This is a genomic window from Streptomyces sp. SM10, from assembly GCF_002910915.1.
Lineage (GTDB): Bacteria > Actinomycetota > Actinomycetes > Streptomycetales > Streptomycetaceae > Streptomyces.
On record NZ_NEUF01000186.1, the window covers coordinates 88,232 to 114,527 of the forward strand.

Annotated in this window: 23 protein-coding genes, 1 tRNA gene and 1 pseudogene; 10 read left to right on the plus strand and 15 right to left on the minus strand. The window is 68.2% G+C overall.

Annotation, left to right across the window (positions count from 1 at the left end):
• From B9S57_RS31975 to B9S57_RS35045, 3 genes and pseudogenes are all read right to left on the minus strand, one after another.
• Window positions 1-1,326, minus strand: a complete 1,326-nt coding sequence (locus B9S57_RS31975) for a hypothetical protein (protein WP_103760649.1) — start codon at window positions 1,324-1,326, stop codon at window positions 1-3.
• Window positions 1,323-3,219 (minus strand): annotated as a pseudogene (locus B9S57_RS31980) (VWA domain-containing protein). The gene B9S57_RS31975 and the pseudogene B9S57_RS31980 overlap by 4 nt, the downstream one beginning before the upstream one ends.
• Before the next feature lie 288 nt (window positions 3,220-3,507).
• On the minus strand, window positions 3,508-3,642 hold the full coding sequence (locus B9S57_RS35045) for a DLW-39 family protein (RefSeq protein WP_003958712.1): 135 nt from the start codon (window positions 3,640-3,642) through the stop codon (window positions 3,508-3,510).
• Between the two features lie 282 nt (window positions 3,643-3,924).
• Between B9S57_RS35045 and B9S57_RS31990 the strand changes: the two genes are divergently transcribed.
• Window positions 3,925-4,284, plus strand: a complete 360-nt coding sequence (locus tag B9S57_RS31990; protein WP_103760651.1) for a DUF6344 domain-containing protein — start codon at window positions 3,925-3,927, stop codon at window positions 4,282-4,284.
• Between the two features lie 171 nt (window positions 4,285-4,455).
• On the opposite strand, the gene B9S57_RS31995 is transcribed toward B9S57_RS31990, so the two are convergent.
• The 10 genes from B9S57_RS31995 to dnaA all read right to left on the minus strand — a co-directional run bounded on the left by B9S57_RS31995 (window position 4,456) and on the right by dnaA (window position 17,541).
• Window positions 4,456-4,680 carry a hypothetical protein gene (locus B9S57_RS31995; RefSeq protein ID WP_374936000.1) on the minus strand — a complete coding sequence of 75 codons (225 nt, stop codon included), beginning with the start codon at window positions 4,678-4,680 and terminating at the stop codon, window positions 4,456-4,458.
• Between the two features lie 98 nt (window positions 4,681-4,778).
• Window positions 4,779-4,855 (minus strand) — tRNA-Ile (locus B9S57_RS32000).
• Between the two features lie 71 nt (window positions 4,856-4,926).
• The gene (locus B9S57_RS32005; protein WP_103760652.1) at window positions 4,927-5,523 is read right to left on the minus strand and encodes a DUF3566 domain-containing protein; all 597 of its coding nucleotides are present in this window, start codon (window positions 5,521-5,523) and stop codon (window positions 4,927-4,929) included.
• A 93-nt stretch (window positions 5,524-5,616) separates the two neighbouring features.
• Window positions 5,617-8,244: a DNA gyrase subunit A gene (gene gyrA, locus B9S57_RS32010; RefSeq protein WP_103760653.1), complete on the minus strand. Its 2,628-nt coding sequence runs from the start codon at window positions 8,242-8,244 to the stop codon at window positions 5,617-5,619.
• A gap of 67 nt (window positions 8,245-8,311) precedes the next feature.
• Window positions 8,312-10,381 (minus strand): DNA topoisomerase (ATP-hydrolyzing) subunit B, encoded by a 2,070-nt coding sequence (gene gyrB, locus B9S57_RS32015; RefSeq protein WP_103760654.1) that lies wholly within the window; start codon window positions 10,379-10,381, stop codon window positions 8,312-8,314.
• Window positions 10,382-10,805: 424 nt separating this feature from the next.
• Entirely contained in the window at window positions 10,806-11,366 is a 561-nt protein-coding gene (locus tag B9S57_RS32020; protein ID WP_103760655.1) for a DUF721 domain-containing protein, read from the minus strand.
• The gene (gene recF / locus B9S57_RS32025; RefSeq protein ID WP_103760656.1) at window positions 11,363-12,493 is read right to left on the minus strand and encodes a DNA replication/repair protein RecF; all 1,131 of its coding nucleotides are present in this window, start codon (window positions 12,491-12,493) and stop codon (window positions 11,363-11,365) included. Before recF ends, B9S57_RS32020 begins: the two co-directional genes overlap by 4 nt.
• An 81-nt stretch (window positions 12,494-12,574) precedes the next feature.
• Window positions 12,575-13,453, minus strand: coding sequence for a phosphogluconate dehydrogenase (NAD(+)-dependent, decarboxylating) (gnd, locus tag B9S57_RS32030; protein WP_103760657.1), 879 nt, complete (start codon window positions 13,451-13,453; stop codon window positions 12,575-12,577).
• 145 nt (window positions 13,454-13,598) lie between these two features.
• Window positions 13,599-14,729, minus strand: coding sequence for a DNA polymerase III subunit beta (dnaN, locus tag B9S57_RS32035; protein WP_103760658.1), 1,131 nt, complete (start codon window positions 14,727-14,729; stop codon window positions 13,599-13,601).
• Window positions 14,730-15,747: 1,018 nt separating this feature from the next.
• Window positions 15,748-17,541 carry a chromosomal replication initiator protein DnaA gene (dnaA, locus tag B9S57_RS32045; RefSeq protein WP_103760659.1) on the minus strand — a complete coding sequence of 598 codons (1,794 nt, stop codon included), beginning with the start codon at window positions 17,539-17,541 and terminating at the stop codon, window positions 15,748-15,750.
• 381 nt (window positions 17,542-17,922) lie between these two features.
• On the opposite strand from dnaA, the gene rpmH reads away from it, so the two are divergent.
• From rpmH to B9S57_RS32090, 9 genes are all read left to right on the plus strand, one after another.
• A complete protein-coding gene (rpmH, locus tag B9S57_RS32050) occupies window positions 17,923-18,060 on the plus strand; it encodes a 50S ribosomal protein L34 (RefSeq protein WP_014047156.1) in 138 nt (45 codons plus the stop codon).
• An 18-nt stretch (window positions 18,061-18,078) separates the two neighbouring features.
• Window positions 18,079-18,450: a ribonuclease P protein component gene (gene rnpA, locus B9S57_RS32055; protein WP_103760660.1), complete on the plus strand. Its 372-nt coding sequence runs from the start codon at window positions 18,079-18,081 to the stop codon at window positions 18,448-18,450.
• On the plus strand, window positions 18,447-18,806 hold the full coding sequence (yidD, locus tag B9S57_RS32060) for a membrane protein insertion efficiency factor YidD (RefSeq protein WP_103760661.1): 360 nt from the start codon (window positions 18,447-18,449) through the stop codon (window positions 18,804-18,806). Before rnpA ends, yidD begins: the two co-directional genes overlap by 4 nt.
• 3 nt (window positions 18,807-18,809) lie before the next feature.
• Window positions 18,810-20,078, plus strand: a complete 1,269-nt coding sequence (yidC, locus tag B9S57_RS32065; protein ID WP_103760662.1) for a membrane protein insertase YidC — start codon at window positions 18,810-18,812, stop codon at window positions 20,076-20,078.
• 14 nt (window positions 20,079-20,092) lie between these two features.
• Window positions 20,093-20,602, plus strand: a complete 510-nt coding sequence (locus B9S57_RS32070; RefSeq protein ID WP_103760663.1) for a R3H domain-containing nucleic acid-binding protein — start codon at window positions 20,093-20,095, stop codon at window positions 20,600-20,602.
• Between the two features lie 99 nt (window positions 20,603-20,701).
• Complete coding sequence (gene rsmG, locus B9S57_RS32075; RefSeq protein WP_103760664.1) at window positions 20,702-21,418, plus strand: 16S rRNA (guanine(527)-N(7))-methyltransferase RsmG; 717 nt, start codon at window positions 20,702-20,704, stop codon at window positions 21,416-21,418.
• A 294-nt stretch (window positions 21,419-21,712) separates the two neighbouring features.
• On the plus strand, window positions 21,713-22,807 hold the full coding sequence (locus B9S57_RS32080) for a ParA family protein (RefSeq protein WP_103760665.1): 1,095 nt from the start codon (window positions 21,713-21,715) through the stop codon (window positions 22,805-22,807).
• The gene (locus B9S57_RS32085) at window positions 22,804-23,904 is read left to right on the plus strand and encodes a ParB/RepB/Spo0J family partition protein (protein ID WP_103760666.1); all 1,101 of its coding nucleotides are present in this window, start codon (window positions 22,804-22,806) and stop codon (window positions 23,902-23,904) included. Before B9S57_RS32080 ends, B9S57_RS32085 begins: the two co-directional genes overlap by 4 nt.
• Before the next feature lie 306 nt (window positions 23,905-24,210).
• Window positions 24,211-24,828: a GNAT family N-acetyltransferase gene (locus tag B9S57_RS32090; RefSeq protein WP_103760667.1), complete on the plus strand. Its 618-nt coding sequence runs from the start codon at window positions 24,211-24,213 to the stop codon at window positions 24,826-24,828.
• A gap of 96 nt (window positions 24,829-24,924) precedes the next feature.
• Here B9S57_RS32090 and trxA read toward each other — a convergent pair whose 3' ends face one another.
• Together trxA and trxB are read right to left on the minus strand one after the other, a co-directional pair.
• Window positions 24,925-25,260: a thioredoxin gene (trxA, locus tag B9S57_RS32095; protein ID WP_103760668.1), complete on the minus strand. Its 336-nt coding sequence runs from the start codon at window positions 25,258-25,260 to the stop codon at window positions 24,925-24,927.
• 53 nt (window positions 25,261-25,313) lie between these two features.
• Window positions 25,314-26,285: a thioredoxin-disulfide reductase gene (gene trxB, locus B9S57_RS32100; protein WP_103760669.1), complete on the minus strand. Its 972-nt coding sequence runs from the start codon at window positions 26,283-26,285 to the stop codon at window positions 25,314-25,316.
• Window positions 26,286-26,296 lie beyond the last annotated feature (11 nt).

A 26,296-nucleotide genomic window follows, 5' to 3' on the forward strand; every position in this document is an offset into this window, starting at 1 on the left:
CTACCAGGCCCCCGGCGGCTGCCCGCCCGCGGCGCCCGGAGGTACGGCGGCGGGAGCGGCCCGGCGCCGTGCCAGCAGGGTCCACGCACCGAGGCCCAGCACCATCACGGACCCCGCGCCGATGCCCGCCGCGGCGACCATCCTCATCGTGTCGCTCGCACCGGCCTCCGGAGCGCTCTGCCCGCTCCTGGCCAGGTCCCTGTCGTCGTCCGTGACCCCGAAGATCCCGGCGTCCCCCGCGTAGGGAGACGCCTTGCTGTCGTTGACGACCTTCACCTTGAGCGTCAGCCCCAGGCCCTCGTCGCCGTAGTGCTCGGCGACCTTCGGCGAGAGCGTCACCGACAGGTAGTACCAGCCCGCGAAACGCATGGCGCTGACGTCGGCCGCCGAGTCGTAGCGGTTCTCGTACGCCACCGGGGGCAGCGGGTCCAGTGCCACGGAGTTGGGCGCCCCGGAGTACGAGAGCGTCGCGTCGTCCACATGGCCGTGCGCCGGGTTGTCCAGCGCCAGCGCCAGCGCGTTCCCCAGGTACTCCGTCGACTTCTTGCTGTTGCTCAGCGCGGCCGTGGCGAAGATCTGCTGCCCCCAGTCCACGGGCACCCGGTAGAAGCGGGTCTGTCCGGGCGCGATCGTGTCCCGCCATTCGCCGGTCTCCAGGCTGGTGGCGTCGTAGAAGCCGCTGCCGCCGGACCGCTCCTGCTTGCCGGCGGGCGGCACGGGCGAGGCGGACGGCCAGTCCTCCGGTGCCTCGGTCGGCAGTGAGTCGGCGTCCTTCGGCGCCGGCTCGGCCTCGTAGCGCAGCTCCAGGTCCCAGGCGTCGGGGGACGAGGTCGCCTTGCTCTCCCGCTCGATCAGGACGTTGTACGTACCGCGTGCCGCACAGGTGGTGCTGTCCTTCTCCACGGTCCGGTGGGCGTACGCGGCGATCGGGCGCGGGAACTCGGCCGATTCGAAGGCGGCGTCCTCGGAGCTGCACCGGGTGTCGTCGAGATCCCTGATGCTGATGGTGATGCCGTCCCCGTAGGCGACCTTTCCGCCGCTCTTCGGCACGGCCACGGCGGAGACGTACGCGTCGGTCGTCTCGTCGAGCTCCAGGCGGTAGTAGAGCTTCTGACCGTTCTTGATGGAACTCCTGTAGACCGACCCGGGCTTCAGCTCCTCCGCGTCGGCGTTGGTCTCCGTGCCCTGGACCGATACCGCGCCGGGATCGAAGGTGTAGCCTGCGGGGCCCTCGGCCGCGTGTGCCTGCCCCGGCAGCGCCGCCACCGCGCACACCGCCGCGAGCGTCGCGAGTGTCACCCGGCCCCTGTTGCGCTCCCTGTTCACGCGCTTCCCCTCGTCGTCTGCGTGCTTGCCCTGCGCCGGCTCCGCACGAGCAGGAGACCGGCGATCAGGGCGACCACGGCGCCCGCTCCGGAAGCCACCGCGATGCCGCTCCATCCTGCCCCGCCCGTACTGCCGCTGTCTGCGGCCCCCGTCGTTCCGCCGTCCTGCCCGGCTGCGGCCCGTGCGGGAGCTCCGTGCCGGGGGCCGGACAGCTCGTCCCCGATGACCGCCACCCGCAGCACCACCCCGATCCGCGGGTTCTCGGCGATCTCTGCCGCCTTCGCCCCGAGGGTCACCGAGATGTAGAAGTCTCCCCCGGCGTGCACGGGCCGGACCGCGGCCGCTGACTCGTACCGATTGGTCCACGTGACGGGGACGGACCCCATCCGCAGCGCCACGGGCCTCCCCCCGTACAGCGCCGTCGGACGGAACTCGCCGCCGCCCCCGACCGGGAAGCGCGCCGGGGTGAACAGCTGCGTCCCGCCGTACGAGAGGGCGGAGGAGGCACCGTCCACCGTGGGCTCGTTGGCGAACTCGACGTCGTAGCGCACCTGCTGGCCCCAGCCGGCCGGGACCTTGTACCAGAGGGTCTGCGACGGGAGGATACGGTCCCGCCACACGCCCCGGCCGATCTCCTCGGCGTCGTTGAAGCCGGTGCCGCCCCGCACGTCGCGCGGATCGCCCGTCGGCAGCGCGGCCTGCTCGCCGCCCTTCCCGTACTCCGGCTGCGACTGCGCGGGTGTGACCCCGGCAGCCAGCGGCTTCTCCACGCCGTACGCCAGCTCGATGGGCCAACGGGCCCTGTCGGAACCCTTCTTGCTCTGGCGCTCGACCACCAGCCAGTAACGGCCCGCGTCGTCGCAGGCCCGGTTGCCGTCCTCGGAGCGCACCCGGGACACGGCCGAGGTCAGCGGAGTCGCACCCTCCTGCTGGAGGAAGCGAGCGGTGTCCGACTCACAGACCGAGTCGCCGTCGCCGTGGGCCAGCCGGGTGCTCAGGGCGTCGAGGCCGTCGACGGCCGCACCGGGCTGCGGAACCGCCGTGGCCGCGAAGCCCGCCGTGGAGACGGCGTCCAGAGTCAGTGCGTAGTACCTCGACTCGCCGGGTCCGATGCTGTCCAGGTACTGGCCCGGCTCCATCGCGGGAGCCTCGTCCGTGGTGGCCCCTCCGTCGATCCTGTCCCCCTCCAACCGGTAGCCGTCGGCGGATAGTTGCGCGGCCCTCTGCAGCTGTCGAGCGAGCGCGCCGGCATCCGGTGCGTCGTAGTAGCGCCCGTTGCCCGCCTCCGCGATGCCGCTCCAGCTGCCCCCTGGCCGCCCCTTCGACCTGGAAACCCACGGTGTCGATCCGCAGCCCGACACCGTCCCTGCCGAGCTGTTCGGCGACCTCGCAGGGCGCCGGCGCACCGCAGTTGTCCTCGCCGTCGGAGATCAGCAGGATCGTCCGCGTCCCGACGGCACTCCCCGAAGGCGCGGGAAGGTCCTCTGCGGCCTTGCGCAGGGAGAGCCCGATCGGAGTGTCCCCCCGGGGCCGTACGCCCGCGACGGCCTCTTCCATGGCGGCCCGGTCCAGCGCGCTCACCGGCCGGACGAGACGGGTGTCCGTGCAGCCACGGGGCCGGTCGGCGCCGTACACGCGCAGCCCGGTCGGATGCCCGTCGGGGAGCGCGTCGACCACGGTGCCCACGGCCGCGCGGGCGCTCTCCATCCGGGTCCGGCCCGTACCGTCGTCATCACCCATGGAGCCGGAGGAGTCGAGCACCATGACGAGGCTGCCTCCCCCGGGGCCGTCCCGGTCGGCGGCGCCGAGGGCCCCGGGCACCCCGGCCCCTGCGGGCGCCACCCCCGCCACCAGAGCGAGGAGTGCTCCTCCGGCCGTCACCGCCGCCGCCATCGCCGTACGCCGGCAGGTCCCCGCCCTCGCCCGTGCACTCACCGAATCCCCCTCGGTAGCCCCGCACCTCACGATTGCTTTGCTCAAGCAACCTAGCGATTTGCTAGGGCGAACTCAAGGGAATGACTGTCACGGTCCGGCAACAGCCGACGGGGGACAGCCGACAGCGAAGAGTTCCTCGCAGCCTGGACAGCGAAAGGCCCCGGACACCGAAAGGCCCCGAACGGCCCCGGACAGCACGAAGCCCCGGCCGCTCGGCGGCCGGGGCTCATAGCAGACTGTTCCGTCTCACACACCTGAACCTGCGGGCACGGAGTCGGTCGCCTCCGTCCACAGATCCTGCTCGGCGCGATCCGCCTGGATCTGGCGGTACACGAGGAGCCCGCCGATGGCGGCCAGTGCGACCAGGAGAAGCTTCTTCACCGCGCGACCTCGTCTTTCCTTGACGTAAGGGACTTCTGCCGCCCGACTATACACACCGGCCGATACCGATCGGTGACCTCCCCGGAACCAGGCCGCCACCCGCTCCGGACCCCTCCGGGACCCCCTTCGCACCCCCCGAAGCAGCACGTTCGAGCCGGTTGAACCATAAGAGTGGTGTTCATCAGAAGATCGGCGCACCGAGGGCGTCGGTCCCGGTTTCCGGGGCCCGGATCCACATCATCGGAAAGGTAAGCAAACCGGACCACCTGAAAGTGAGGGGCCATGAGCACCTTCCGGGCCAAGAGCATCTGGACCGCCTTCGTCACCGCCTTCTTCGCACTCCTCGCGTCGCTGGGCCTCGTCACCGCCCAGGCCACGGCCGCGGAGCCGACGGTCACGACCCACGAGCACACGGGCGTGACACCGGCAACCGCAACCACCCCGTCGGTGCGATGGACCCTTCCGCGTGACAGGGCGCTGCCACCCACGATGAAGCAGCGCATCCGCGCCGAGGCGCACGGATCCTCACCGGCCACCCGACAGCTGTCCGAGGACACCACCGAAGCGGTCCACGCGACGGACAGCACCCGCTCCACCCACGGCACCTCGCCTGCCGGGGACTCCTCCCCGCTGCCACCCTGAGCCCGCCGCACGCACTCCCCAGGCCCCTGGTCCGGTCCACACCGGCAGGGGCCTTCTTCATGCCCTGCCGCAGCCGGCGACGGTCCCGCGGCGGCGGTCCCGCGTCCCAGCCGTCGTCCTGGCGGGCCCAGCCGGTGAGCGCCCCGATCACGCCCTCGGGGCTCTCCACCGTCACCTGGTAGTGCCGGTGGAGGCACCGGCACGGTGCTCCAGCGTGTGGTCCCCACCGGTCCGGTGCCGGACCTGGGCGAAGACGTCCGGCAGGTCGGGTATCCACTGGAGCACCAGGAACCGGTCACCGAGGTCGCCCAGGCGCCGGACCAGCCCCGCCAGTTCCCCTTCGGAGACACGGACCTGCCGCTCCTGGCACTCCGCCTTCACCACGATCTCGAGCATGCCCGGACTCCGGCACGCCGCTCCGACAGCCCCTCTCCTGGAGAATGCCCCGGAGAATCGCCGAAGGCCCCCACCGTCTCCGGTGGGGGCCTTCGTTCTGGTGGGGCTAACAGGATTTGAACCTGTGACCTCATCCTTATCAGGGATGCGCTCTAACCAACTGAGCTATAGCCCCGCCGCGCTGTTGCGCTGACTTCTGAAGATTAGCGCACGTCGGGGCCAGTCCCAAAATCGATACCCGGCGCCCTACTCGTCCTCGGCGAGAGTGAGCTCCACACCGCCCACGAAGCCGGCCGACAGGTTGTAGATGAACGCGCCCAGCGTCGCCAGCGCCGTGGCCAGCACCACGTCGATCACCGCGATGACCGAGGTGAAGATGAGGACGCGTGGCAGCGACAGGAACGACTGCAGATCGAAGCCGTTGCTCTCGTTCGAGCCGGTGGCCTCGCTGATCGTGCCGCCCACGGTGGAGAAGACGCCCATCGCGTCCATCACCATCCACAGGACGGCGGCCGCGACCACCGTGCAGATGCCGAGCGCGATGGAGAGCAGGAAACTGACCTTCATCACCGACCACGGGTCGGCCTTCGCCACCCGCAGACGCGCCTTGCGGGTACGCGGAGTGGTCCGCGCCCCCGTGCGGGGCAGCCGGGTCGCCTGCGCGCCCCCTGCGCCCTGCACACCGCCCTGTGTGCCTCCGCCCTGCGTACCGCCCGCAGGCGACTGGTACGCCTGGGGCGGGTGGTAGGGCCCCGCCAGCCCCGGTGCGGGCTCGCGCTCGCCGGGCAACGGCCCGGTCGCGTAGCCCTCGTACTGCGGCTGAGGTCCCCGAGTGTCCGTCACAGTGCCCCCTTGGGAGTCCGTGGCAGGGCCACGGGCGCCGTTCGCGCCGGCTTCGGAAGCGGCCGAACCGGCGCCCGTGGCTCCACTCACGCTCTACTCCTCGTGCTCCCCGGCCGAAGGCGCCGTGCCCTCGACTGTGCCCTCGACCACGCTCTCGGCATGGGCCTCGACCGTGGCGCCTTCGGCTTCATCGGTCCCGTCGACCTCTTCGGCCTCACGACCGGCCTCGGCGTTGCGCGCGATACCGACGACGGCATCGCGCTTGCCCAGATTGATCAGTTGGACGCCCATGGTGTCACGGCCCGTCTCCCTGACTTCATTGACTCGCGTACGAATCACACCACCGCCGAGCGTGATGGCGAGGATCTCGTCCGCTTCCTCCACCACCAGCGCGCCGACGAGCGAACCCCGGTCCTCGACGATCTTGGCGGCTTTGATGCCCAGACCGCCGCGTCCCTGGACGCGGTACTCGTCGACGTCGGTCCGCTTCGCGTACCCACCGTCGGTGGCAGTGAACACGAACGTACCGGGCCGGACAACATTCATCGAGAGGAGTTCGTCGCCCTCGCGGAAACTCATGCCCTTCACACCGGAGGTCGCACGGCCCATCGGGCGCAGCGCGTCGTCCGTGGCGGTGAACCTGATCGACTGGGCCTTCCTGCTGATGAGCAGCAGGTCGTCCTCGGCCGACACCAGCTCCGCGCCGATCAGCTCGTCGTCGCTGCCGTCCTGCGTCTCGCGCAGGTTGATGGCGATGACGCCGCCCGAGCGGGGCGAGTCGTAGTCCTTGAGCGCCGTCTTCTTCACCAGACCGCCCTTGGTGGCCAGGATCAGGTAGGGAGCCGCCTCGTAGTCGCGGATCGCCAGGATCTGCGCGATCTGCTCGTCCGGCTGGAACGCCAGGAGGTTCGCCACGTGCTGTCCGCGCGCGTCCCGGCCGGCGTCCGGCAGTTCGTACGCCTTGGCCCGGTAGACCCGGCCCTTGTTCGTGAAGAACAGCAGCCAGTGGTGCGTCGTCGACACGAAGAAGTGGTCGACGATGTCGTCTTCCCTGAGCTTCGTGCCGCGCACGCCCTTGCCGCCGCGCTTCTGCGAGCGGTAGTCGTCCGTCTTGGTGCGCTTGACGTACCCGCCGCGCGAGATGGTGACGACGATGTCTTCCTCGGCGATGAGGTCCTCGACCGACATGTCGCCTTCGAAGGGAACCAGCTTGGAGCGCCGGTCGTCGCCGAACTTGTCGACGATCGCCGCCAGTTCCTCACTGACGATCTCCCTCTGCTTCGCGGGGGAGGCCAGGATCCCGTTGTACTCGTTGATCTTCGCCTGGAGCTCGTCGTGCTCGGCGGTGATCTTCTGGTGCTCCAGTGCGGCGAGGCGCCGCAGCTGCATCTCCAGGATCGCGTTCGCCTGGAGTTCGTCGATCTCCAGCAGGCCCATCAGGCCCTCGCGCGCGATCTCCACCGTGTTGCTGCGGCGGATGAGGGCGATGACCTCGTCGATGGCGTTCAGGGCCTTGAGGAGGCCGCGCAGGATGTGCGCCCGCTCCTCGGCCTTGCGCAGCCGGAACTTCGTCCGCCGGACGATGACCTCGATCTGGTGCGTCACCCAGTGACGGATGAACGCGTCGATCGACAGGGTGCGCGGGACCCCGTCGACGAGCGCCAGCATGTTGGCGCCGAAGTTCGACTGGAGGTCGGTGTGCTTGTACAGGTTGTTCAGGACGACCTTGGCGACCGCGTCCCGCTTGAGCACGACGACCAGGCGCTGTCCCGTGCGCGAGGACGTCTCGTCACGGACGTCCGCGATACCGCCGACCTTGCCGTCCTTCACGAGGTCGGCGATCTTCTGCGCGAGGTTGTCGGGGTTGGTCTGGTACGGGAGCTCCGTGACGACCAGGCACTGCCGGCCCTGGATCTCCTCGACCGCGACGACCGCGCGCATCGTGATGGAGCCACGGCCCGTACGGTACGCCTCCTCGATGCCCTTGCGGCCCACGACCAGCGCGCCGGTCGGGAAGTCCGGACCCTTGATCCGCTCGATCAGTGCGTCCAGGAGCTCCTCGTGCGAGGCCTCCGGGTGCTCCAGGTACCACTGCGCACCGGCGGCGACCTCGCGCAGGTTGTGCGGCGGGATGTTGGTCGCCATACCGACCGCGATGCCCGCGGAACCGTTCACCAGGAGGTTCGGGAAGCGCGCCGGCAGGACCGTCGGCTCCTGGTTGCGGCCGTCGTAGTTGTCCTGGAAGTCGACGGTCTCCTCGTCGATGTCCCGAACCATCTCCATGGACAGCGGCATCATCTTGCACTCGGTGTACCGCATGGCCGCGGCCGGGTCGTTGCCCGGGGAACCGAAGTTGCCGTTGGAGTCCACCAGCGGCATGCGCATCGACCAGTGCTGCGCCAGTCGCACGAGCGCGTCGTAGATCGAGGAGTCGCCGTGCGGGTGGTACGTACCCATGACGTCACCGACGACGCGGGCGCACTTGTAGAAGCCCTTCTCGGGCCGGTAGCCACCGTCGTACATCGCGTACAGCACCCGGCGGTGGACGGGCTTCAGACCGTCCCTCACGTCGGGCAGCGCACGCGACACGATGACGGACATCGCGTAGTCGAGGTAGGAGCGCTGCATCTCCGTCTCGAGCCCGACGGGCTCGACACGCATGCCCACGCCCGGGACGGCGGGCTCCTCTTCGGGCATCACAGGGGTGTTCTCGTCGGCCATTGCTGGTCAAAGTCCTTTCGCGCTGCGGCTTGGAGGGTCGCCGGACCCTCCTCCTTGTACGGCCGACTCAGATGTCGAGGAAGCGGACGTCCTTGGCGTTGCGCTGGATGAACGAGCGCCGCGCCTCGACGTCCTCGCCCATCAGCACCGAGAACAGGTCGTCGGCCTGCGCCGCGTCGTCCAGCGTGACCTGGCCCAGCACGCGGTGGTCGACGTCCATCGTGGTGACGCGCAGCTCCTCGGCGTTCATCTCACCGAGACCCTTGAAGCGCTGGATCGAGTCTTCCTTGATGCGCTTGCCGTTCTGCTTGCCCAGAGCCACCAGGGCGTCGCGCTCACGGTCCGAGTACGCGTACTCGAAGTCGTCACGGCCCCACTTGATCTTGTAGAGCGGCGGGCGCGAGAGGTAGACGTGCCCGGACTCCACCAGCGGTCGCATGAAGCGGAACAGGAAGGTCAGCAGCAGCGTGTTGATGTGCTGGCCGTCGACGTCGGCGTCCGCCATAAGAATGATCTTGTGATAGCGGAGCTTCTCGATGTCGAAGTCCTCGTGGACCCCGGTGCCGAAGGCCGAGATCAGCGCCTGGACCTCGGTGTTCTGAAGGATCTTGTCGATACGGGCCTTCTCGACGTTCAGGATCTTGCCCCGGATCGGCAGGATGGCCTGGTACATCGGGTTACGGCCGGACTTCGCCGAACCACCGGCGGAGTCACCCTCGACGATGAAGATCTCGCACTTCGTCGGGTCGTTGGACTGGCAGTCGCTGAGCTTTCCGGGCAGCGAGGCGCTCTCCAGGAGCCCCTTGCGCCGGGTCAGGTCACGGGCCTTGCGGGCCGCGACACGGGCCGTGGACGCCGCGATGCCCTTGCGGATGATGTCGGCGGCCTCGTTGGGGTTCCGGTCGAACCAGTCCGTCAGCTGCTCGTGGACGACCTTCTGCACGAAGGTCTTCGCCTCGGTGTTGCCGAGCTTGGTCTTCGTCTGGCCCTCGAACTGCGGCTCGCCCAGCTTCACCGAGATGATCGCCGTCAGACCCTCGCGGACGTCCTCACCGGTGAGGTTGTCGTCCTTCTCGCGGAGCAGCTTCTTGTCGCGCGCGTAACGGTTGACCAGCGAGGTCAGCGCCGCACGGAAGCCCTCCTCGTGCGTGCCGCCCTCGTGCGTGTGGATCGCGTTGGCGAAGGAGTAGACACCCTCGCTGTACTGCGTGTTCCACTGCATGGCGATCTCGACCGAGAGGAGACGGTCCTTGTCCTCGGCCTCGATGTCGATCACCGACTGGTGAATGAGCTCTCCCTTGCGGGAGTTGAGGTACTTGACGAAGTCGACGATGCCGTTCTCGTAGTGGTACGTGACCGTCCGGGTCGACTCCTCGTCGGGGACGTCGACCACCTCGGCGCTGTCCGCTCCCGCCGTGGCCTTCGCCGCCTCGCGCTCGTCGGTGAGCTTGAGCGTGAGTCCCTTGTTGAGGAACGCCATCTCCTGGAAACGGCGCGAGAGGGTCTCGAAGGAGTAGTCGGTGGTCTCGAAGACGTCTCCGTCGGCCCAGAAGGAGACGGTCGTCCCCGTCTCGTCGGTGGCCTCGTGACGGGCCAGCGGAGCGGTCGGGACACCGAGCTTGTAGTCCTGGGTCCAGCGGTAGCCGTCCGTCTTGACCTCCACCGCCACCCGGGTGGACAGGGCGTTGACCACGGACACGCCGACGCCGTGCAGACCGCCGGAGACGGCGTAACCGCCACCGCCGAACTTTCCGCCCGCGTGCAGGACGGTGAGCACGACCTCGACGGCCGGCTTGCCCTCGGACGGCACGATGCCGACCGGGATACCGCGGCCGTTGTCGATCACGCGCACCCCGCCGTCGGCGAGGATCGTGACGTCGATGGTGTCCGCGTGCCCGGCCATCGCCTCGTCGACCGAGTTGTCGACAACCTCTTGCACGAGGTGGTGGAGACCGCGCTCACCGGTGGACCCGATGTACATACCGGGGCGCTTGCGGACCGCGTCCAGGCCTTCGAGCACGGTGATCGCGCTCGCGTCGTACGAGGCGGTCACCTCGCCGTGCTCACCGGCTGTGGACGGGATGTTCTCGTTGGGGTTGCCGGAATCGGCCACGAAGCGCCCTTTCTGGCACAGCACAGGCCGTTCTCCGGCTCGCGGGAGCGGCTGCGTCGTTCGGCGTGTATCGACGACTCCCGCGAGGAAGCGGGATTGTCCACCAGTCTACCGGTAGCGCTGACATGAATGGGGGTTTGCCGGTGCCTGAGTACGCATGTGCCGCCCTGAATGAGCGGTTGACGACTCCCCATATTCGGGAAGGGCCTCCGAGCGGCTCACGAGGGCATTGCGCGCTTCGGCCTGTCAACCTACGGCTACGGTGAGGGACGCTCTCCGCTCATCAGGGAACGCAAATCAGTCCATAGCCGTACAGAGCGGAAACGCGGGGCTACGAACGAACCGGGGCAGAGGTGGATGGAACGGCTCCCGGACCTTGACTGCGCAGGGCGGATCCCGGGCCCTCCGACGGCCCTCCGACGGCCCTTCGACCGGGCAAAAGCCCTGCTCAGCCGTAGGTGTCGCCCGGACCCTTGCTCCCTGGAGTCCGGAGAGGACCGAATCTGCGCTGCGGACCGCCCGGACCGAGCACCTTGATCATGCGCACGGTGCCGTGGCCGAGATCCGTGTTCAGCCTGGCCACCAGCTGCGGGGCCAGCAGCCGCAGCTGTGTCGCCCACGCCGTCGAATCGCACTGCACCGTCAGAACCCGCTCGGCCGGATCCTCGTCGTACCGCACCGGGACGCAGTGATTGGCCAGGTCGTCACCGACGATCTGGGGCCAGCGGCCCATCACACCGCCGACGGCCGCCGGGGTCTCCCAGCCACGCTCGGTGATCAGCCGGTTCACCGCCGAGCCCAGGGGCAGGGGGTCCCGGCCGTCGGATCGGGCGCCCGACCTCAGGCCGCCACCGCGCCGCGCCTGGTTCTTCTGCTGCGCCGCCGCGCCCCGGGCACGAGCCTGCTCCTTCGCCGCCCGCAGGGCCACACGCGCCAGATCGACACCCGACACCTCCGGCTGCCTGGCCTGGCCGGGCACGGATCCGCCCTCTTCCTCCGGGCCGCTCACAGCCGCTCCACCTCCCCGGCGGAGACCGCGTACCGGGCTCCGGCCAGGACACCCGGGACGTCGTCGTCCACTGCGGCCGTCACCAGCACCTGCTCGCCGGGGGCCACCAGCTCCGCCAGCCGTTCACGGCGACGTGCGTCCAGCTCGGCGAACACGTCGTCGAGCACCAGCACCGGTTCGTTGCCCTCGGTGCGGAGCAGTTCGTAGGAGGCCAGCCGCAGCGCCAGGGCGTACGACCAGGACTCACCATGGCTCGCGTACCCCTTCGCCGGCATACCGCGCAGGCCCAGCACCAGGTCGTCACGGTGCGGGCCGACCAGCGTCACCCCGCGCTCGATCTCCTGCTTGCGGGCCTGGACCAGCGCCGCCATCACCTGCTCGTACAGCTCCTCGCGGGTGCTCGCCGGCTCCACGTCGGAGCCGACCGAGCTGCGGTACTCCAGATTCAGTGGCCCTCCGCCGGGGGCGACGTCCGCGTAGGCCTTGTCCGCCAGCGGCTGCAGGGTCGCGATCAGGTCCAGCCGCTGCGCCAGCAGCTCGGCCCCCACCCTGCCCAGGTGCTGGTCCCACACGTCCAGGGTGGACAGGTCCATCGAGCGGCCACCGTGCCGACGGGCCATCGCCGCCGACTTCAGCAGGGTGTTGCGCTGCTTCAGCACTCGCTCGTAGTCGGAGCGCACCCCGGCCATGCGCGGGGAGCGCGCCGTGATCAGCTCGTCCAGGAAGCGCCGCCGCTCACCCGGATCCCCCTTCACCAGGGCCAGGTCCTCCGGCGCGAACAGCACCGTCCGCACTATCCCCAGAACGTCACGTGGCCTGACCTGCGACGACCTGTTGATACGGGCCCGGTTGGCACGCCCCGGATTCAGCTCGAGCTCGATCAGCTGCGAACGCTCGCCCTGGGTGACCGCGGCCCGCACGACGGCACGCTCCGCACCCATCCGCACCAGGGGGGCGTCGGAGGACACCCGGTGGCTGCCGAGCGTGGCGAGATAGCCGACGGCCTCCACCAGATTGGTCTTGCCCTGACCGTTGGCCCCCACGAACGCGGTGACGCCCGGGTCGAGAGGAACCTCGACCCGGGCGTACGAGCGGAAGTCGGCCAGCGAGAGATGCGTGACGTGCATGGTCGCCGACCCTTCCGACTGTGCTCTGCTGTGTACCGCTGTGCCGCGGGCTGTCCACTGCCCGCGGCGGCTTCCCGCGGGCTACTTCTTGTTCTCGACCGCGTGACCGCCGAACTGGTTGCGCAGCGCGGCGATCATCTTCATCTGGGGCGAGTCGTCCTGTCGCGACGCGAAGCGCGCGAACAGGGACGCGGTGATCGCCGGCAGCGGCACCGCGTTGTCGATGGCGGCCTCGACCGTCCACCGGCCCTCGCCGGAGTCGGCCGCGAAGCCACGGAGCTGGTCGAGGTGCTCGTCGTCGTCCAGGGCGTTGACGGCGAGGTCGAGCAGCCAGGAGCGGATGACCGTGCCCTCCTGCCAGGAACGGAAGACCTCGCGCACGTCGGTGACGGAGTCGACCTTCTCCAGGAGCTCCCAGCCCTCGGCGTAGGCCTGCATCATGGCGTACTCGATGCCGTTGTGGACCATCTTGGCGAAGTGGCCGGCGCCGACCTTGCCCGCGTGGACGGATCCGAAATCACCCTCGGGCTTCAGGGCGTCGAAGATCGGCTGGACCTTGGCGACGTTCTCCTCGGTACCGCCGTACATCAGGGCGTAGCCGTTCTCCAGGCCCCAGACACCGCCCGAGACTCCGCAGTCGACGAAGCCGATGTCCTTGATGCCCAGCTCGACGGCGTGCTTCTCGTCGTCGGTCCAGCGGGAGTTCCCGCCGTCCACCACGATGTCGCCCGGGGAGAGCAGCTCGGCCAGCTCGTCGACGGTGGACTGGGTCGCGGCACCGGCCGGAACCATCACCCACACGACGCGCGGACCCTTGAGCTTGCCCACAAGCTCTTCGAGGCTGTGGACATCGGCGACGTCCGGGTTGCGGTCGTAACCGATGACCGTGTGGCCTGCGCGGCGGATGCGCTCGCGCATGTTGCCGCCCATCTTGCCGAGGCCGACGAGACCGAGCTCCATCAGAGATTCCTTAAGCGTTGTGCCGATTCGTACCCAGGACCGAGCCTACGCCCGGCCGGGGCAGCACGGCGGGGTGCAGCACGGTGGGCCCTCTCTGCGCTGAGCCTGCCCGCCGGAAGCTGCCATGACAGGGACGACGGCCGGATCAGCCGGAGAGGCGGACCGGCATGATCAGGTACTTGTACGCGTCGTCCGCCTCGGCGTCGACGGCCGGGCGCCCGCTGAGCAGGGCCGGCTTGGTCGATGTCGTGAACGCGAGCTGGGCGACCGGGGAGTCGATCGCGCTGAGCCCGTCCAGCAGGAAGGTCGGGTTGAAGGCGATCGAGATGTCGTCGCCCTCGAGCACCGCGTCGACACGCTCCACAGCCTGTGCGTCGTCGCTGGAACCGGCTTCCAGGATCAGCACGCCCTGCTCGAAGCTGAGTCGCACCGGCGTGTTCCGCTCGGCGACCAGGGCCACACGCTTGACGGCCTCGACGAACGGGGCCGTCTCGATCACCGCGACCGAGTTGAACTCGGTGGGGAAGAGCGTCCGGTACTTCGGGAGGTCACCCTCGAGCAGCCGCGTGGTCGTACGGCGGCCGGCACCCTCGAAACCGATGAGACCTTCACCCGCGCCCGAGCCGGACAGCGCCAGCGTCACCGTGTCGCCGCTGGTCAGCGCCTTGGCGGTGTCCAGCAGGGTCTTGGCGGGCACCAGGGCCACTGCCGAGGCGTCGGGGTTCTCCGGCTTCCAGAGGAACTCACGGACCGCGAAGCGGTAGCGGTCGGTCGACGCGAGGGTGACGGTGTCGCCCTCGATCTCGATCCGGACGCCGGTCAGGACGGGGAGGGTGTCGTCACGCCCGGCCGCGATGGCGACCTGGGCGGCGGCGGAGGCGAAGACCTCACCGGGGACGGTGCCCGTGGCGGTCGGCATCTGCGGGAGTGCCGGGTACTCCTCCACCGGAAGGGTGTGGAGCGTGAACCGCGAGGAGCCGCAGACCACCGTGGCCCGTACACCGTCTGTGGAGATCTCCACGGGGCGGTTGGGGAGGGCGCGGCAGATGTCGGCGAGGAGGCGGCCGGACACGAGCACCGTGCCGTCCTCCTCGACCTCGGCGTCCACCGAGACCTTGGCCGAGACCTCGTAGTCGAAGCTCGAGAAGCTGAGGGCTCCGTCCTCAGCCTTCAGCAGAAGGCCTGCGAGAACGGGCGCCGGCGGACGGGCCGGGAGGCTGCGGGCCACCCAGGCCACCGCCTCCGCGAGTACATCGCGCTCCACCCGGATCTTCACCGGAACCGCCTCCTGCTGTTGCTCGCTCGCCCTGCCGGCCTTCGTCGTCTGACTGGGGGCTCCCTGCCGAGGGGCAGGGGGGACCACCGGGGTCCAGTCTGACGTACGGCGCCGACACTCGTTGCTGCTCGGGGTCAAGTCGCGCCAAGAGGTCCGCCGAGCTCGCCGCTCGAGTTGTGCACAGGTCCCACTTCGAAGCTGATTCCTGGCTAACTCTGAGTGGTAGTAGTAGTAGGCCCTGTGGAAACCGTGGATAACTGCTTCGGTGCAGGTCAGAAGCTGTTTTTTGTCCACCGACCCTGTGGGTGGCACCGGTGGACAACCATGCGTTTCTGTGGACACGCGAAAGTTCTGCACACCCGATGCACAGGGCGGGGTGACTTCTCCCCAGGCCTGTCCCCAGCTTTACCCACGTTCCCCACAGCTCAACCGACCCCCCTCGTGTGACGCCTTTCACTCTGAGCAGTGAAAGGCGGTGTCGGGTTGCCGAACAGTGGACAGGGGTGTGGAGAAGCTGGGGACAACCACCGCCCGCCTGTGGGCCGCCGGTGGACAACATCATCGAGCCTCTGTGGACGAATATTCTGTCCACAGGCTGTGGATCACGGTTGACCACAAATCCCCAGGCATGTGACCTGGCCTGATGGAGTATCGGCAGTCGAGCCTGTGGACGCAATCTGGACAACTTCGCAGTCCCCAGGCTGTGGACGCCGTTTTCTCCACTCTTCTGTGGAGAAGAGCTCGTCCGCGGCGCATATTCGAACACTCCCTGAGGATTCCGCCCGCTCAGGGGACGGATCACCGGGCGGCAGCAGGTGCGCGGAGGGCCCTCGAACCGAGCCGAGCCGGCTGCGATCCGCCGCTCAGGGATGCTCCTGGCGCGTCTCAGCGGGGCTCCTGGCATCGTTCAGGAGGGCTCAGGACGCACGAAAGGCGCCCCACCGAGGACGTCATGCGGTCCTCGGTGGGGCGCCCTGGGCGCGTCGGTGCGGTCGTCTCCGGCCGCTGTGGCCGTGCGTCAGCCGTTCTTGATGCGGTTGGTGAGCTCCGTGACCTGGTTGTAGATGGAGCGCCGCTCCGCCATCAAGGCGCGGATCTTCCGGTCGGCGTGCATCACGGTGGTGTGGTCCCGTCCGCCGAACTGGGCGCCGATCTTGGGCAGGGAGAGATCCGTCAGTTCGCGGCACAGGTACATGGCGATCTGGCGTGCCGTCACCAGGACACGGCTGCGGGACGATCCGCAGAGGTCCTCCACGGTCAGTCCGAAGTAGTCCGCGGTCGCCGCCATGATGGCGGGCGCGGTGATCTCGGGAGCCGAGTCCTCGCCTCCGGGAAGCAGGTCCTTCAGCACGATCTCGGTCAGACCGAGATCCACCGGCTGCCGGTTGAGGCTCGCGAAGGCGGTCACCCGGATCAGCGCGCCCTCCAGCTCACGGATGTTGCGGGAGATGCGGGAGGCGATGAACTCGAGCACCTCCGGCGGGGCGTTGAGCTGCTCCTGCACCGCCTTCTTACGGAGGATCGCGATGCGCGTCTCCAGCTCCGGCGGCTGCACGTCGGTGGTGAGGCCCCACTCGAAACGGTTGCGCAGCCGGTCCTCCAGGGTCACCAGCTGCCGGGGCGGCCGGTCGGAGGAGAGCACGATCTGCTTGTTGGCGTTGTGGAGCGTGTTGAAGGTGTGGAAGAACTCCTCCTGTGTCGACTCCTTGCTCGCCAGGAACTGGATGTCGTCGACCAGCAGGATGTCCACGTCGCGGTACCGCTTGCGGAAGGTGTCGCCCTTGCCGTCGCGGATCGAGTTGATGAACTCGTTGGTGAATTCCTCCGAACTCACGTACCGCACCCGGGTGCCCGGGTAGAGGCTGCGCGCGTAGTGCCCGATGGCATGCAGCAGGTGTGTCTTGCCGAGCCCCGACTCCCCGTAGATGAACAGGGGGTTGTAGGCCTTCGCGGGGGCCTCGGCGACAGCGACCGCGGCCGCGTGCGCGAAGCGGTTGGACGCGCCGATGACGAACGTGTCGAAGAGGTACTTCGGGTTCAGCCGGGCATGCGGCTCACCGGTCCCCGGCGGGGGCCCGGACTGCGTGCCCAGGGGGCCGCCGCCGGACCGGCCGGTCCCGGGGCCGCCCTGGCGGTGCTGGGGCTGCTGGTCCGGCAGATCGTGGCGGTCACGGCTGTCCCGCTGCTGCTCGTAGCCCTGGTGCTCGGGCTGCTGCGGACGGTAGTCGTGCTGCGGCTGCTGGGGGCGGGGGCTCGCGTACGGGTCGCGGTCCTGGTATCCGCCGTGCCGCGGCTGCCAGGAGAGGTCCTCCTGGGTGCGGGGCCAGGCACCGGGCTCGGGCCGGTGCTGCTGGTACTCCGGGTAGGCGGGGCGGGCCGTCGGCATGCCGTCGTCGGAGGGCCTGGGGCCGTAGCTGTCGTACCCGTCGTTGTGCGGAGAGTCGTCGCGCCGCGGCCCTTGGTAGCGATGGGGCTGCTGACCCTGGGGAGGCTGGTGCGACTGGTGCATCGGAGGCGCGAGCGGGGCGGGCGGTTCACCGGCGGAGTCGTCGACGGTGATCGCGATCCGGATGGGCCGCCCGCACTCACGGGTGAGCGTCTCGCTGATGAGCGGTGCGAGCCTGCCCTCCAGGACGCGCTTGCCCCACTCGTTGGGCACGGCCAGGAGCGCGGTGTCGGCGACGAGGGCCAGAGGCTGGCAGCGCTCGATCCACTGCTTGTCCTTGGGTTCGATGCCCTGCTGGCCCTCCCCGAGGAGTTGTTCCAGCACTCGTGGCCACACTGCGGCAAGATCGGCAGGTACGTCAGCCACAAGGCACGCTCTCTCGCATGTCCCACGAATGTGTGCTTCTCGGGACGGGATGGGTCGGGTCGGGTGAGGCCCGGCAGGGGGGAAGGAAAAGAACCTGAGTTCAGCCACGGTAGTCAGGCCGACCCGCGTGGTTCAAGTTGTTGTCCACAGGCTGTGTACAGCGCGGGGTGGCGCGGAGCCGGTTTGACCGAATGGCGCAGCCGCGCGTACCGTGACCAGGTCGAGTTGTCGATGGCTGCTGCCGCCTGCCTCCGATGGGCAAAGATCACGATCTGTGATTGTGAAGCGGTGCACTAAGGCGTTTACGCGAGTTCCTCGTGGGCGCACGGTGACAGCCAGGCGATGTCCCGCCAACACACGAATCATTTCTGGAGCCCCCGAGTGAGCAAGCGCACCTTCCAGCCGAACAACCGTCGTCGCGCCAAGACCCACGGTTTCCGCCTGCGTATGCGTACCCGTGCCGGCCGCGCGATTCTCGCGAACCGCCGTGGCAAGGGTCGCGCCAACCTGTCCGCCTGATCGCGGCCAGGTCATGACGTGCTGCCTACCGAGAATCGGCTGAGGCGGCGCGAGGACTTCGCAGCCGCTGTACGCCGGGGACGTCGGGCCGGACGCCCGCTACTCGTCGTACATCTACGCAGCGGTGTTACGGACCCGCACGTGACAGGGGAAAGTGTTCCCCCGCCGCGTGCGGGTTTCGTTGTCAGCAAAGCAGTGGGTGGAGCGGTCGTTCGCACCGCGGTGAAGCGGAAGCTTCGCCATCTGGTCCGCGATCGGCTTCCTCAGCTGCCCCCCGGTAGCCTTGTTGTCGTACGAGCGCTGCCCGGATCGGGCGACGCCGACCATGCACAGCTGGCCCGAGACCTGGACGCCGCCCTTCAGCGGCTGCTGGGAGGGGGCGCGCGATGAAGTACCCGCTGCTGGCTCTCATCAAGCTGTACCAGTGGACGATCAGCCCGCTCCTCGGGCCCGTCTGCCGCTACTACCCGTCGTGTTCCCACTATGGATATACGGCGATCGACCGGCACGGTGCGATCAAGGGAACAGCGCTGACCGCATGGCGCATCCTGCGGTGCAATCCGTGGTCACCCGGCGGCGTGGATCACGTACCGCCACGCAAACGTCCGCGTTGGCACGAACTGCTGCGCAGCTGTGTGCGTGGCGGCAAGGGCGGGGACTCCGCCGCCGATGTGCCTTCCGGGGGGTCGGTCTCCGAACCTCTGAGCCCGGCCACAGAGACCTCGCCCAATGCTCAAGGAGCCTGATTAGTGGACACGATTGCCAGTCTGTTCAGCTTCATCACCACACCTGTCTCGTGGGTCATCGTCCAGTTCCACAAGCTCTACGGAGCGCTCTTCGGCGATGACACGGGGTGGGCCTGGGGCCTTTCCATCGTGTCCTTGGTGGTCCTGATCCGGATCTGTCTGATCCCGCTTTTCGTCAAGCAGATCAAGTCGACCCGGAACATGCAGGTGCTCCAGCCGAAGATGAAGGCGATCCAGGAGCGCTACAAGAACGACAAGCAGCGTCAGTCCGAAGAGATGATGAAGCTGTACAAGGAAACGGGTACCAACCCGCTCTCCTCGTGCCTTCCCATCCTGGCGCAGTCCCCGTTCTTCTTCGCCCTGTACCACGTGCTCTCGGCCATCGCCTCGGGCAAGACGATCGGTGTCATCGACCAGCCGCTGCTCGACAGCGCCCGGCAGGCACACATCTTCGGCGCTCCGCTGGCCGCGAAGTTCATGGACAGCGAAGAGAAGGTCTCGGCGCTCGGCGCCTCGCTGACCGACGTCCGTGTCGTCACCGCGATCATGATCGTGATGATGTCCGCGTCGCAGTTCTTCACTCAGCGCCAGCTGATGACGAAGAACGTGGACCTGACGGTGAAGACCCCGTACATGCAGCAGCAGAAGATGCTGATGTACGTCTTCCCGCTGATCTTCGCCGTCATGGGGATCAACTTCCCCGTCGGTGTCCTCGTCTACTGGCTGACCACCAACGTCTGGACCATGGGTCAGCAGATGTACGTGATCAACCAGAACCCGACTCCGGGCAGCAAGGCGCAGGACCAGTACCTGACCCGGCTGCTGAAGAGCGTGACTTCGCACGGCGAGGTCCGCGGCAGGACACGGCGCAACACCGTCAAGCGGATCTTCGCCAAGGGCACCGACCGCAACGACATCGAGCGCAAGTTCATCACCGGTCTGAGCAAGCTCGGCCTCGCCGCCCAGGAGGACGGGACGGTCGCGAAGAGCGAAGCCGCCGCTCTCGAGGCCGAGGGCGGTGCCGCTCCCAAGCGTCAGCAGCCGAAGCGTCAGACCAAGGCGAAGCGCCACACCGCTGCCACGCACCCCGGCGCGGCGAAGGACTCCGGTTCCACCGACGCGGAGCCCAAGACGTCGCTGGAGAAGCAGGACGCACCGCAGGACGACAAGCCGAAGACGGCGGACAAGCCCGCCGCGTCCGGCTCCTCACGCCAAGCCAAGTCCGGACAGCGCAAGGGCCCGCAGCGGCCCAAGCACCCGTCCAAGAAGTAAGAAGGAGTCCATCCGTGACGGACGGCACCATCACCACGGCCGCTGAGGGCAGCGACACCCTGACCCGCCTCGAGCAGGAGGGGGATATCGCGGCGGACTACCTCGAAGGCCTTCTCGACATCGCCGACCTCGACGGCGACATCGACATGGATGTGGAGGCGGACCGGGCCGCGGTCTCGATCATCAGCGACTCGGCGCGTGACCTGCAGAAGCTTGTGGGCCGTGACGGTGAGGTGCTGGAGGCGCTCCAGGAGCTGACGCGCCTGGCCGTGCACCGCGAGACCGGGGACCGCAGCAGGCTGATGCTGGACATCGCCGGTTTCCGGGCCAAGAAGCGTGAGGTCCTCGCGGCGCTGGGTGCCAAGGCCGCGGACGAGGTCAGGAGCTCGGGTGAGCCGGTGAAGCTGGAGCCGATGACGCCGTTCGAGCGCAAGGTCGTGCACGACGCGATCGCGGCAGCAGGTCTGCGCAGCGAGTCCGAGGGCGAGGAGCCCCAGCGCTTCGTCGTCGTTCTGCCTGCCTGACCGGATCCTTGTACTGTCGGCCCCGTCTGTTCGCAGGCGGGGCCGATCTTTGTCAGCCTGATAGTCAGCGTGCTAGTGCGGTACGGAAGGACGGTCCCCGTGACGGAGGAAGCAGTGCTCCCTCAGGCGCCCAAGGAGGCGCAGGCGGTATTCGGTGAGTTCTTCCCAGAGGCTGTCAGGTATGCGGAGCTGCTCGCGGACGCGGGCGTCAAGCGTGGTCTGATCGGCCCCCGCGAGGTGCCGCGCCTCTGGGAACGGCACCTGCTGAACTGCGCGGTGCTCTCCGAGGTGGTTCCCGAGGGCGTCACGGTGTGCGACGTGGGGTCCGGAGCCGGCCTTCCCGGGATTCCTCTCGCGCTGGTGCGTCCCGACCTGAAGATCACGCTGCTCGAGCCGCTGCTGCGTCGTACGAACTTCCTTCAGGAGGTCGTCGAGCTTCTGGGGCTTGATCATGTGACGGTCGTCCGGGGGCGTGCCGAAGAGGTACTCGGAACGCTTCAGCCGGTCCATGTGGTGACTGCCCGGGCCGTTGCCCCGCTCGACCGCCTCGCCGGATGGGGTGTGCCCCTCCTCCGCCCGTACGGAGAGATGCTGGCGCTCAAGGGTGGGACGGCCGAGGAGGAGATCCAGGGGGCTCGTGCCGCCCTGAGTAAGCTCGGAGTGGTGGAGACCGAGGTGTTGCACGTCGGTGAGGGGTTGGTCGATCCCGCGTCCACCGTCGTACGCGTGGTCGTCGGGGAGAGTCCGGGCGGTGTGAGGTTCGCCGCAAAGCGCGCCAAGGCCGCACGGGTGGGACGGACGCGACGGCGCCGTTGAGTGAGAGCTCTACACTGCCCTTTTGTCATTCTTCTGGGTGTTTGATGCTTCTTCGCGAAGATGCTCCATGCAAGCAGCGATATGCGCTCCCTGCGGAGTGTCGGGAGCCCGCCGCTGTACTGCGGGGGCATCGTGTTTCACGTGAAACGTCGCTCTCTGCTGCAGGGCATCATCGACCGCGGTCGTGCGGCTGCCGCGCCGCGCGACCGCAAGCCCGTAAGGGTTCCGAAGTTGTCCACAGAACCGGATTCATCCACAGAACAGTCGGCCTCGCTGGTTCACGACCCCGAAAGCATGGCAGGCTCTGTTCATTGCGAGCCTGTAGTCGAGGAGAGTGAATCCTTGCGGTCCGACGCCAACATCGCGGGACCGATGACCGATCCGGTCCCCGGTCCCCGTACCGAGTCCCTGGGGGACGGTGTTTCACGTGAAACACCGCCGCCGATGGACGACACCCCCATTGGTCGTGCTGCTCAGCTGGCGGTCGAGGCCCTCGGCCGCGCCGGTGAAGGGCTGCCACGGCCGGACCGGACACGCGTCATGGTCGTGGCCAACCAGAAGGGTGGTGTGGGCAAGACGACCTCGACGGTCAACCTTGCCGCGTCGCTCGCACTTCACGGTGCGCGTGTTCTGGTGGTGGACCTCGACCCGCAGGGGAATGCCTCCACGGCCCTGGGGATCGACCATCACGCCGAAGTCCCCTCCATCTACGACGTCCTGGTGGAGAGCATGCCGCTCTCCGAGGTGGTTCAGCCGGTCCCGGACGTTGAAGGTCTCTTCTGTGCTCCCGCAACCATCGATCTCGCCGGTGCGGAGATCGAGCTGGTGTCGCTGGTGGCACGGGAGAGTCGGCTGCAGCGGGCGATCCAGGCGTATGACCAGCCGCTGGACTACATCCTCATCGACTGTCCTCCCTCGCTCGGCCTTCTGACGGTCAACGCTCTGGTGGCCGGCGCGGAGGTGCTCATCCCGATCCAGTGCGAGTACTACGCACTGGAGGGACTCGGTCAGCTGCTGCGCAACGTCGATCTGGTCCGGGGCCATCTCAATCCCGACCTGCACGTATCGACGATCCTGCTCACGATGTACGACGGCAGGACCAGGCTTGCCTCGCAAGTCGCGGAGGAGGTGCGCACCCACTTCGGCAAGGAAGTGCTGCGGACCAGCATCCCGCGTTCCGTGCGGATCTCCGAGGCGCCGAGCTACGGACAGACGGTCCTGACGTACGACCCGGGGTCCAGCGGGTCGCTGTCCTATCTCGAGGCGGCTCGTGAGATCGCGCTGAGAGGTGTTGGCGTGCATGACGAGGCCCAGCACGCCCCTGCGGGCGAGCCTGCCCACACGGGCGTCCAGAACAGCCGGCAGAGCAATTCGGAGGGCATGCAGTGAGCGAACGTCGTAGAGGACTGGGGCGTGGGCTCGGTGCGCTGATTCCCGCAGCTCCGCAGGAGAAGCAGATCGCGAGTCCCGCGCCGAGTGCGAACGCGGCAGGTGCCTCTCCCGTGCTCACCGCCGAGCGCGGGGTGGCTGCGGCGAAGGTAGCCGCCCTTCCGTCCGGCCCCTTGGTCCCTGAGCCGAGTTCTCCTGTAGGAGAATCAGCGCCCGTCGCCGGGCAGACCGATTCTGCCGGGGCGTACTTCGCTGAGATTCCCCTCGATTCGATTACGCCCAACCCGAAGCAGCCTCGTGAAGTCTTCGACGAGGACGCTCTGGCCGAGCTGGTGACCTCCGTCAAGGAGGTCGGTCTCCTCCAGCCGGTCGTGGTGCGCAAGGTCGACGAGGACCGCTACGAGCTCATCATGGGTGAGCGCCGCTGGAGGGCGTGCGGCGAAGCCGGTTTGGAGCGCATCCCGGCGATCGTCCGTGCGACGGACGACGAGAAGCTGCTTCTCGACGCGCTTCTGGAGAACCTTCACCGGGCGCAGCTGAACCCCTTGGAGGAGGCAGCGGCGTATGACCAGCTGCTGAAGGATTTCAAGTGCACCCATGACCAGCTGGCGGACCGGATCGGCCGGTCACGTCCTCAGGTGTCGAACACGCTCCGTCTGCTCCGGCTCTCCCCGCCGGTTCAGCGCAGGGTCGCGGCGGGGGTGATCTCGGCCGGACACGCGAGGGCGCTCCTGTCGGTGGATGACTCAGGGGAGCAGGACCGGCTGGCGCACCGCATCGTGGCCGAAGGGCTCTCGGTGCGCGCGGTCGAGGAGATCGTGAACCTCCTCGGATCCGAGCCCACGAGTTCGGCGAAGCCCCGGGGGCCCCGGGCCGGCGGCCGGGTCTCGCCGGCTCTGACCGATCTCGCGTCCCGCCTCTCGGACCGCTTCGAGACGCGGGTGAAGGTCGACCTCGGGCAGAAGAAGGGAAAGATCGTCGTCGAGTTCGCCTCGATGGAGGATCTGGACCGCATTCTTGGCAGCCTTGCTCCGGGTGAGGGACGCGTGCTGGAGCGGAGCGTCGAGGAAGAGCAGGCTGAGGCTGACGAGGCCTGAGTCTGCCGGAAGCCGAGGGTGGGCCGCGTCACGGGAAAGTTCTTCCGTGACGCGGCCCCCCTTTGCCGTCTCTCGGTATCCCCATCACCTCTGGGTGGATACGATGCGTTCTGGTATGCCGTATCCACCACCGTGATCCACCTCAGAGGAGGCGGGGGCAGTGCGATCAGTGAATCGCAGCCACCTGGTGACAGTCGGGTTGGGCCTTGGCGCTGTCGGAGGCTTCGTCGGCAGCTTGTTCCGAGAACGGAGTGCGCTGACAGCCGCGCGTGATGCGGCGGGCGAAGGAAGCGAGGAACCGCCTTCATGGGGCGACGGCTTGTACCGCTCACACTGGACAACCTTCCGGATCTCCCCAGGCGCTGCCGCTCGTGTGTCTTCTGGGAACTTGATCCGGTCAGCGGGAAAGCTGCGATAAGGGACGGCAGAGCCGAGCTCGAGAAGGAAGCCTGGATCTCCGCAGTGCTGCTGGAGTGGGGCTCCTGCGGGCGGGTCGTCTATGTGGATGACGTGGCGGCCGGCTTCGTTCTCTACGCACCTCCCGCCTACGTTCCTCGCTCCACGGCCTTTCCCACCAGCCCTGTGTCTCCCGACGCCGTGCAGCTGATGACCGCCCTGATCGTTCCAGGTTTCCAAGGGCAGGGACTCGGCCGTGTGATGGTCCAGACGGTTGCCAAGGATCTGTTGCGACGCGGGTTCAAGGCGATCGAGGCGTTCGGCGACGCGCGGTGGGAGGAGCCGGCCTGTGTGCTGCCGGCGGATCACCTGCTCGCGGTCGGCTTCAAGACCGTACGGCCCCACCCCGTGCATCCGCGGCTGAGACTTGAGCTGCGTACGACGCTCTCCTGGAAGGAAGACGTCGAGCTGGCACTGGACAGACTGCTGGGTGCGGTACAGAAGGAGCCGGTGTTGCGGCCTCTCTGAGAGGCGCATCCGATGGCGGGGACAAGGAGAAACGGGCCCACCCCGGAGGGTGGGCCCGTTTCACGTGAAACCGTCAGCCGCTGCAGGCGTCGCCGGCTACTTCTGGGTGATGAAGGCTTCGAGGTCGCGGATGATCGCGGCCTTCGGCTTGGCGCCGACGATGGTCTTGGCGACCTCGCCACCCTGGTACACGTTGAGCGTGGGGATCGACATCACGCCGTACTTCGCAGCGATTCCCGGGTTCTCGTCGATGTTGAGCTTGACGATCTCGATCTCGTCGCCGTATTCGGCCGCGATGGCCTCCAGCGAAGGCGCGATCTGGCGGCACGGGCCGCACCAGGCCGCCCAGAAGTCCACCAGCACGGGCTTGTCGTTCTTCAGGACGTCCTCATCGAACGAGTCGTCGGTTACGTTCTTCAGCGCGCCGGCCACGGCGGCCTCCTTAACTTCGCGGGGGTGTGGGTCTGGGGAGTAGGGGGGTGCCGTCAGACTGCCGGGGTCTTCTCCGGCTCGGGGAGCTGCTCGTCGGAGAGCGCGGCCAGGAACCGCTCTGCGTCGAGTGCTGCCGAGCAGCCGGTCCCGGCTGCGGTGATGGCCTGCCGGTAGGTGTGGTCGACGACGTCGCCGGCGCCGAAGACACCCTTCAGGTTGGTGCGCGTCGAGGGAGCCTCGACCTTGAGGTAGCCCTCGTCGTCGAGGTCCAGCTGGCCCTTGAAGAGCTCCGTGCGGGGGTCGTGACCGACGGCGATGAACAGGCCCGTCACCGGAAGCTCGGAGGTCTCACCGGTCTTGGTGTTGCGGAGGGTGAGGCTCGAGAGCTTCTGGTCGCCGTGCACGGTGGCGACCTCGCTGTCCCACGCGAACTTGATCTTCGGGTCTGCGAATGCACGCTCCTGCATGGCCTTGGAGGCACGCAGGGAGTCACGGCGGTGGACGATGGTGACCGACTTGGCGAACCGGGAGAGGAAGGTGGCCTCCTCCATCGCGGTGTCGCCGCCGCCGACCACGGCAATGTCCTGGTCCTTGAAGAAGAAGCCGTCGCAGGTGGCGCACCAGGAGACACCACGCCCGGAGAGCGCGTCCTCGTTCGGCAGGCCGAGCTTGCGGTGCTGCGATCCCGTGGTGACGATGACCGCCTTGGCGCGGTGCACGGTGCCTGCGGTGTCCGTGACGGTCTTGACGTCTCCGGAGAGGTCGACGGAGACCACGTCGTCGGGGATGAGTTCGGCGCCGAAGCGCTCCGCCTGGGCACGCATGTTGTCCATGAGCTCAGGGCCCATGATTCCGTCCTGGAAGCCCGGGAAGTTCTCCACGTCGGTGGTGTTCATCAGAGCACCGCCGGCGGTGACAGCGCCCTCGAACACCAGCGGCTTCAGCGACGCGCGAGCGGTGTACAGGGCGGCGGTGTAACCAGCCGGTCCGGAGCCGATGATGATCACATTACGGACGTCGCTCACGGGTTCTTCCT

What these genes read in the sequence shown, in the direction of transcription:
- B9S57_RS32090 (WP_103760667.1), top strand. Translation starts at nt 24,211, where the DNA reads ATGGGGCGACGGCTTGTACCGCTCACACTGGACAACCTTCCGGATCTC.
- gyrA (WP_103760653.1), bottom strand. Translation starts at nt 8,244, where the DNA reads ATGGCCGACGAGAACACCCCTGTGATGCCCGAAGAGGAGCCCGCCGTC.
- recF (WP_103760656.1), bottom strand. Translation starts at nt 12,493, where the DNA reads ATGCACGTCACGCATCTCTCGCTGGCCGACTTCCGCTCGTACGCCCGG.
- B9S57_RS31995 (WP_374936000.1), bottom strand. Translation starts at nt 4,680, where the DNA reads ATGCTCGAGATCGTGGTGAAGGCGGAGTGCCAGGAGCGGCAGGTCCGT.
- B9S57_RS32080 (WP_103760665.1), top strand. Translation starts at nt 21,713, where the DNA reads ATGGCAGGCTCTGTTCATTGCGAGCCTGTAGTCGAGGAGAGTGAATCC.
- yidD (WP_103760661.1), top strand. Translation starts at nt 18,447, where the DNA reads ATGAAGTACCCGCTGCTGGCTCTCATCAAGCTGTACCAGTGGACGATC.
- B9S57_RS31990 (WP_103760651.1), top strand. Translation starts at nt 3,925, where the DNA reads ATGAGCACCTTCCGGGCCAAGAGCATCTGGACCGCCTTCGTCACCGCC.
- gnd (WP_103760657.1), bottom strand. Translation starts at nt 13,453, where the DNA reads ATGGAGCTCGGTCTCGTCGGCCTCGGCAAGATGGGCGGCAACATGCGC.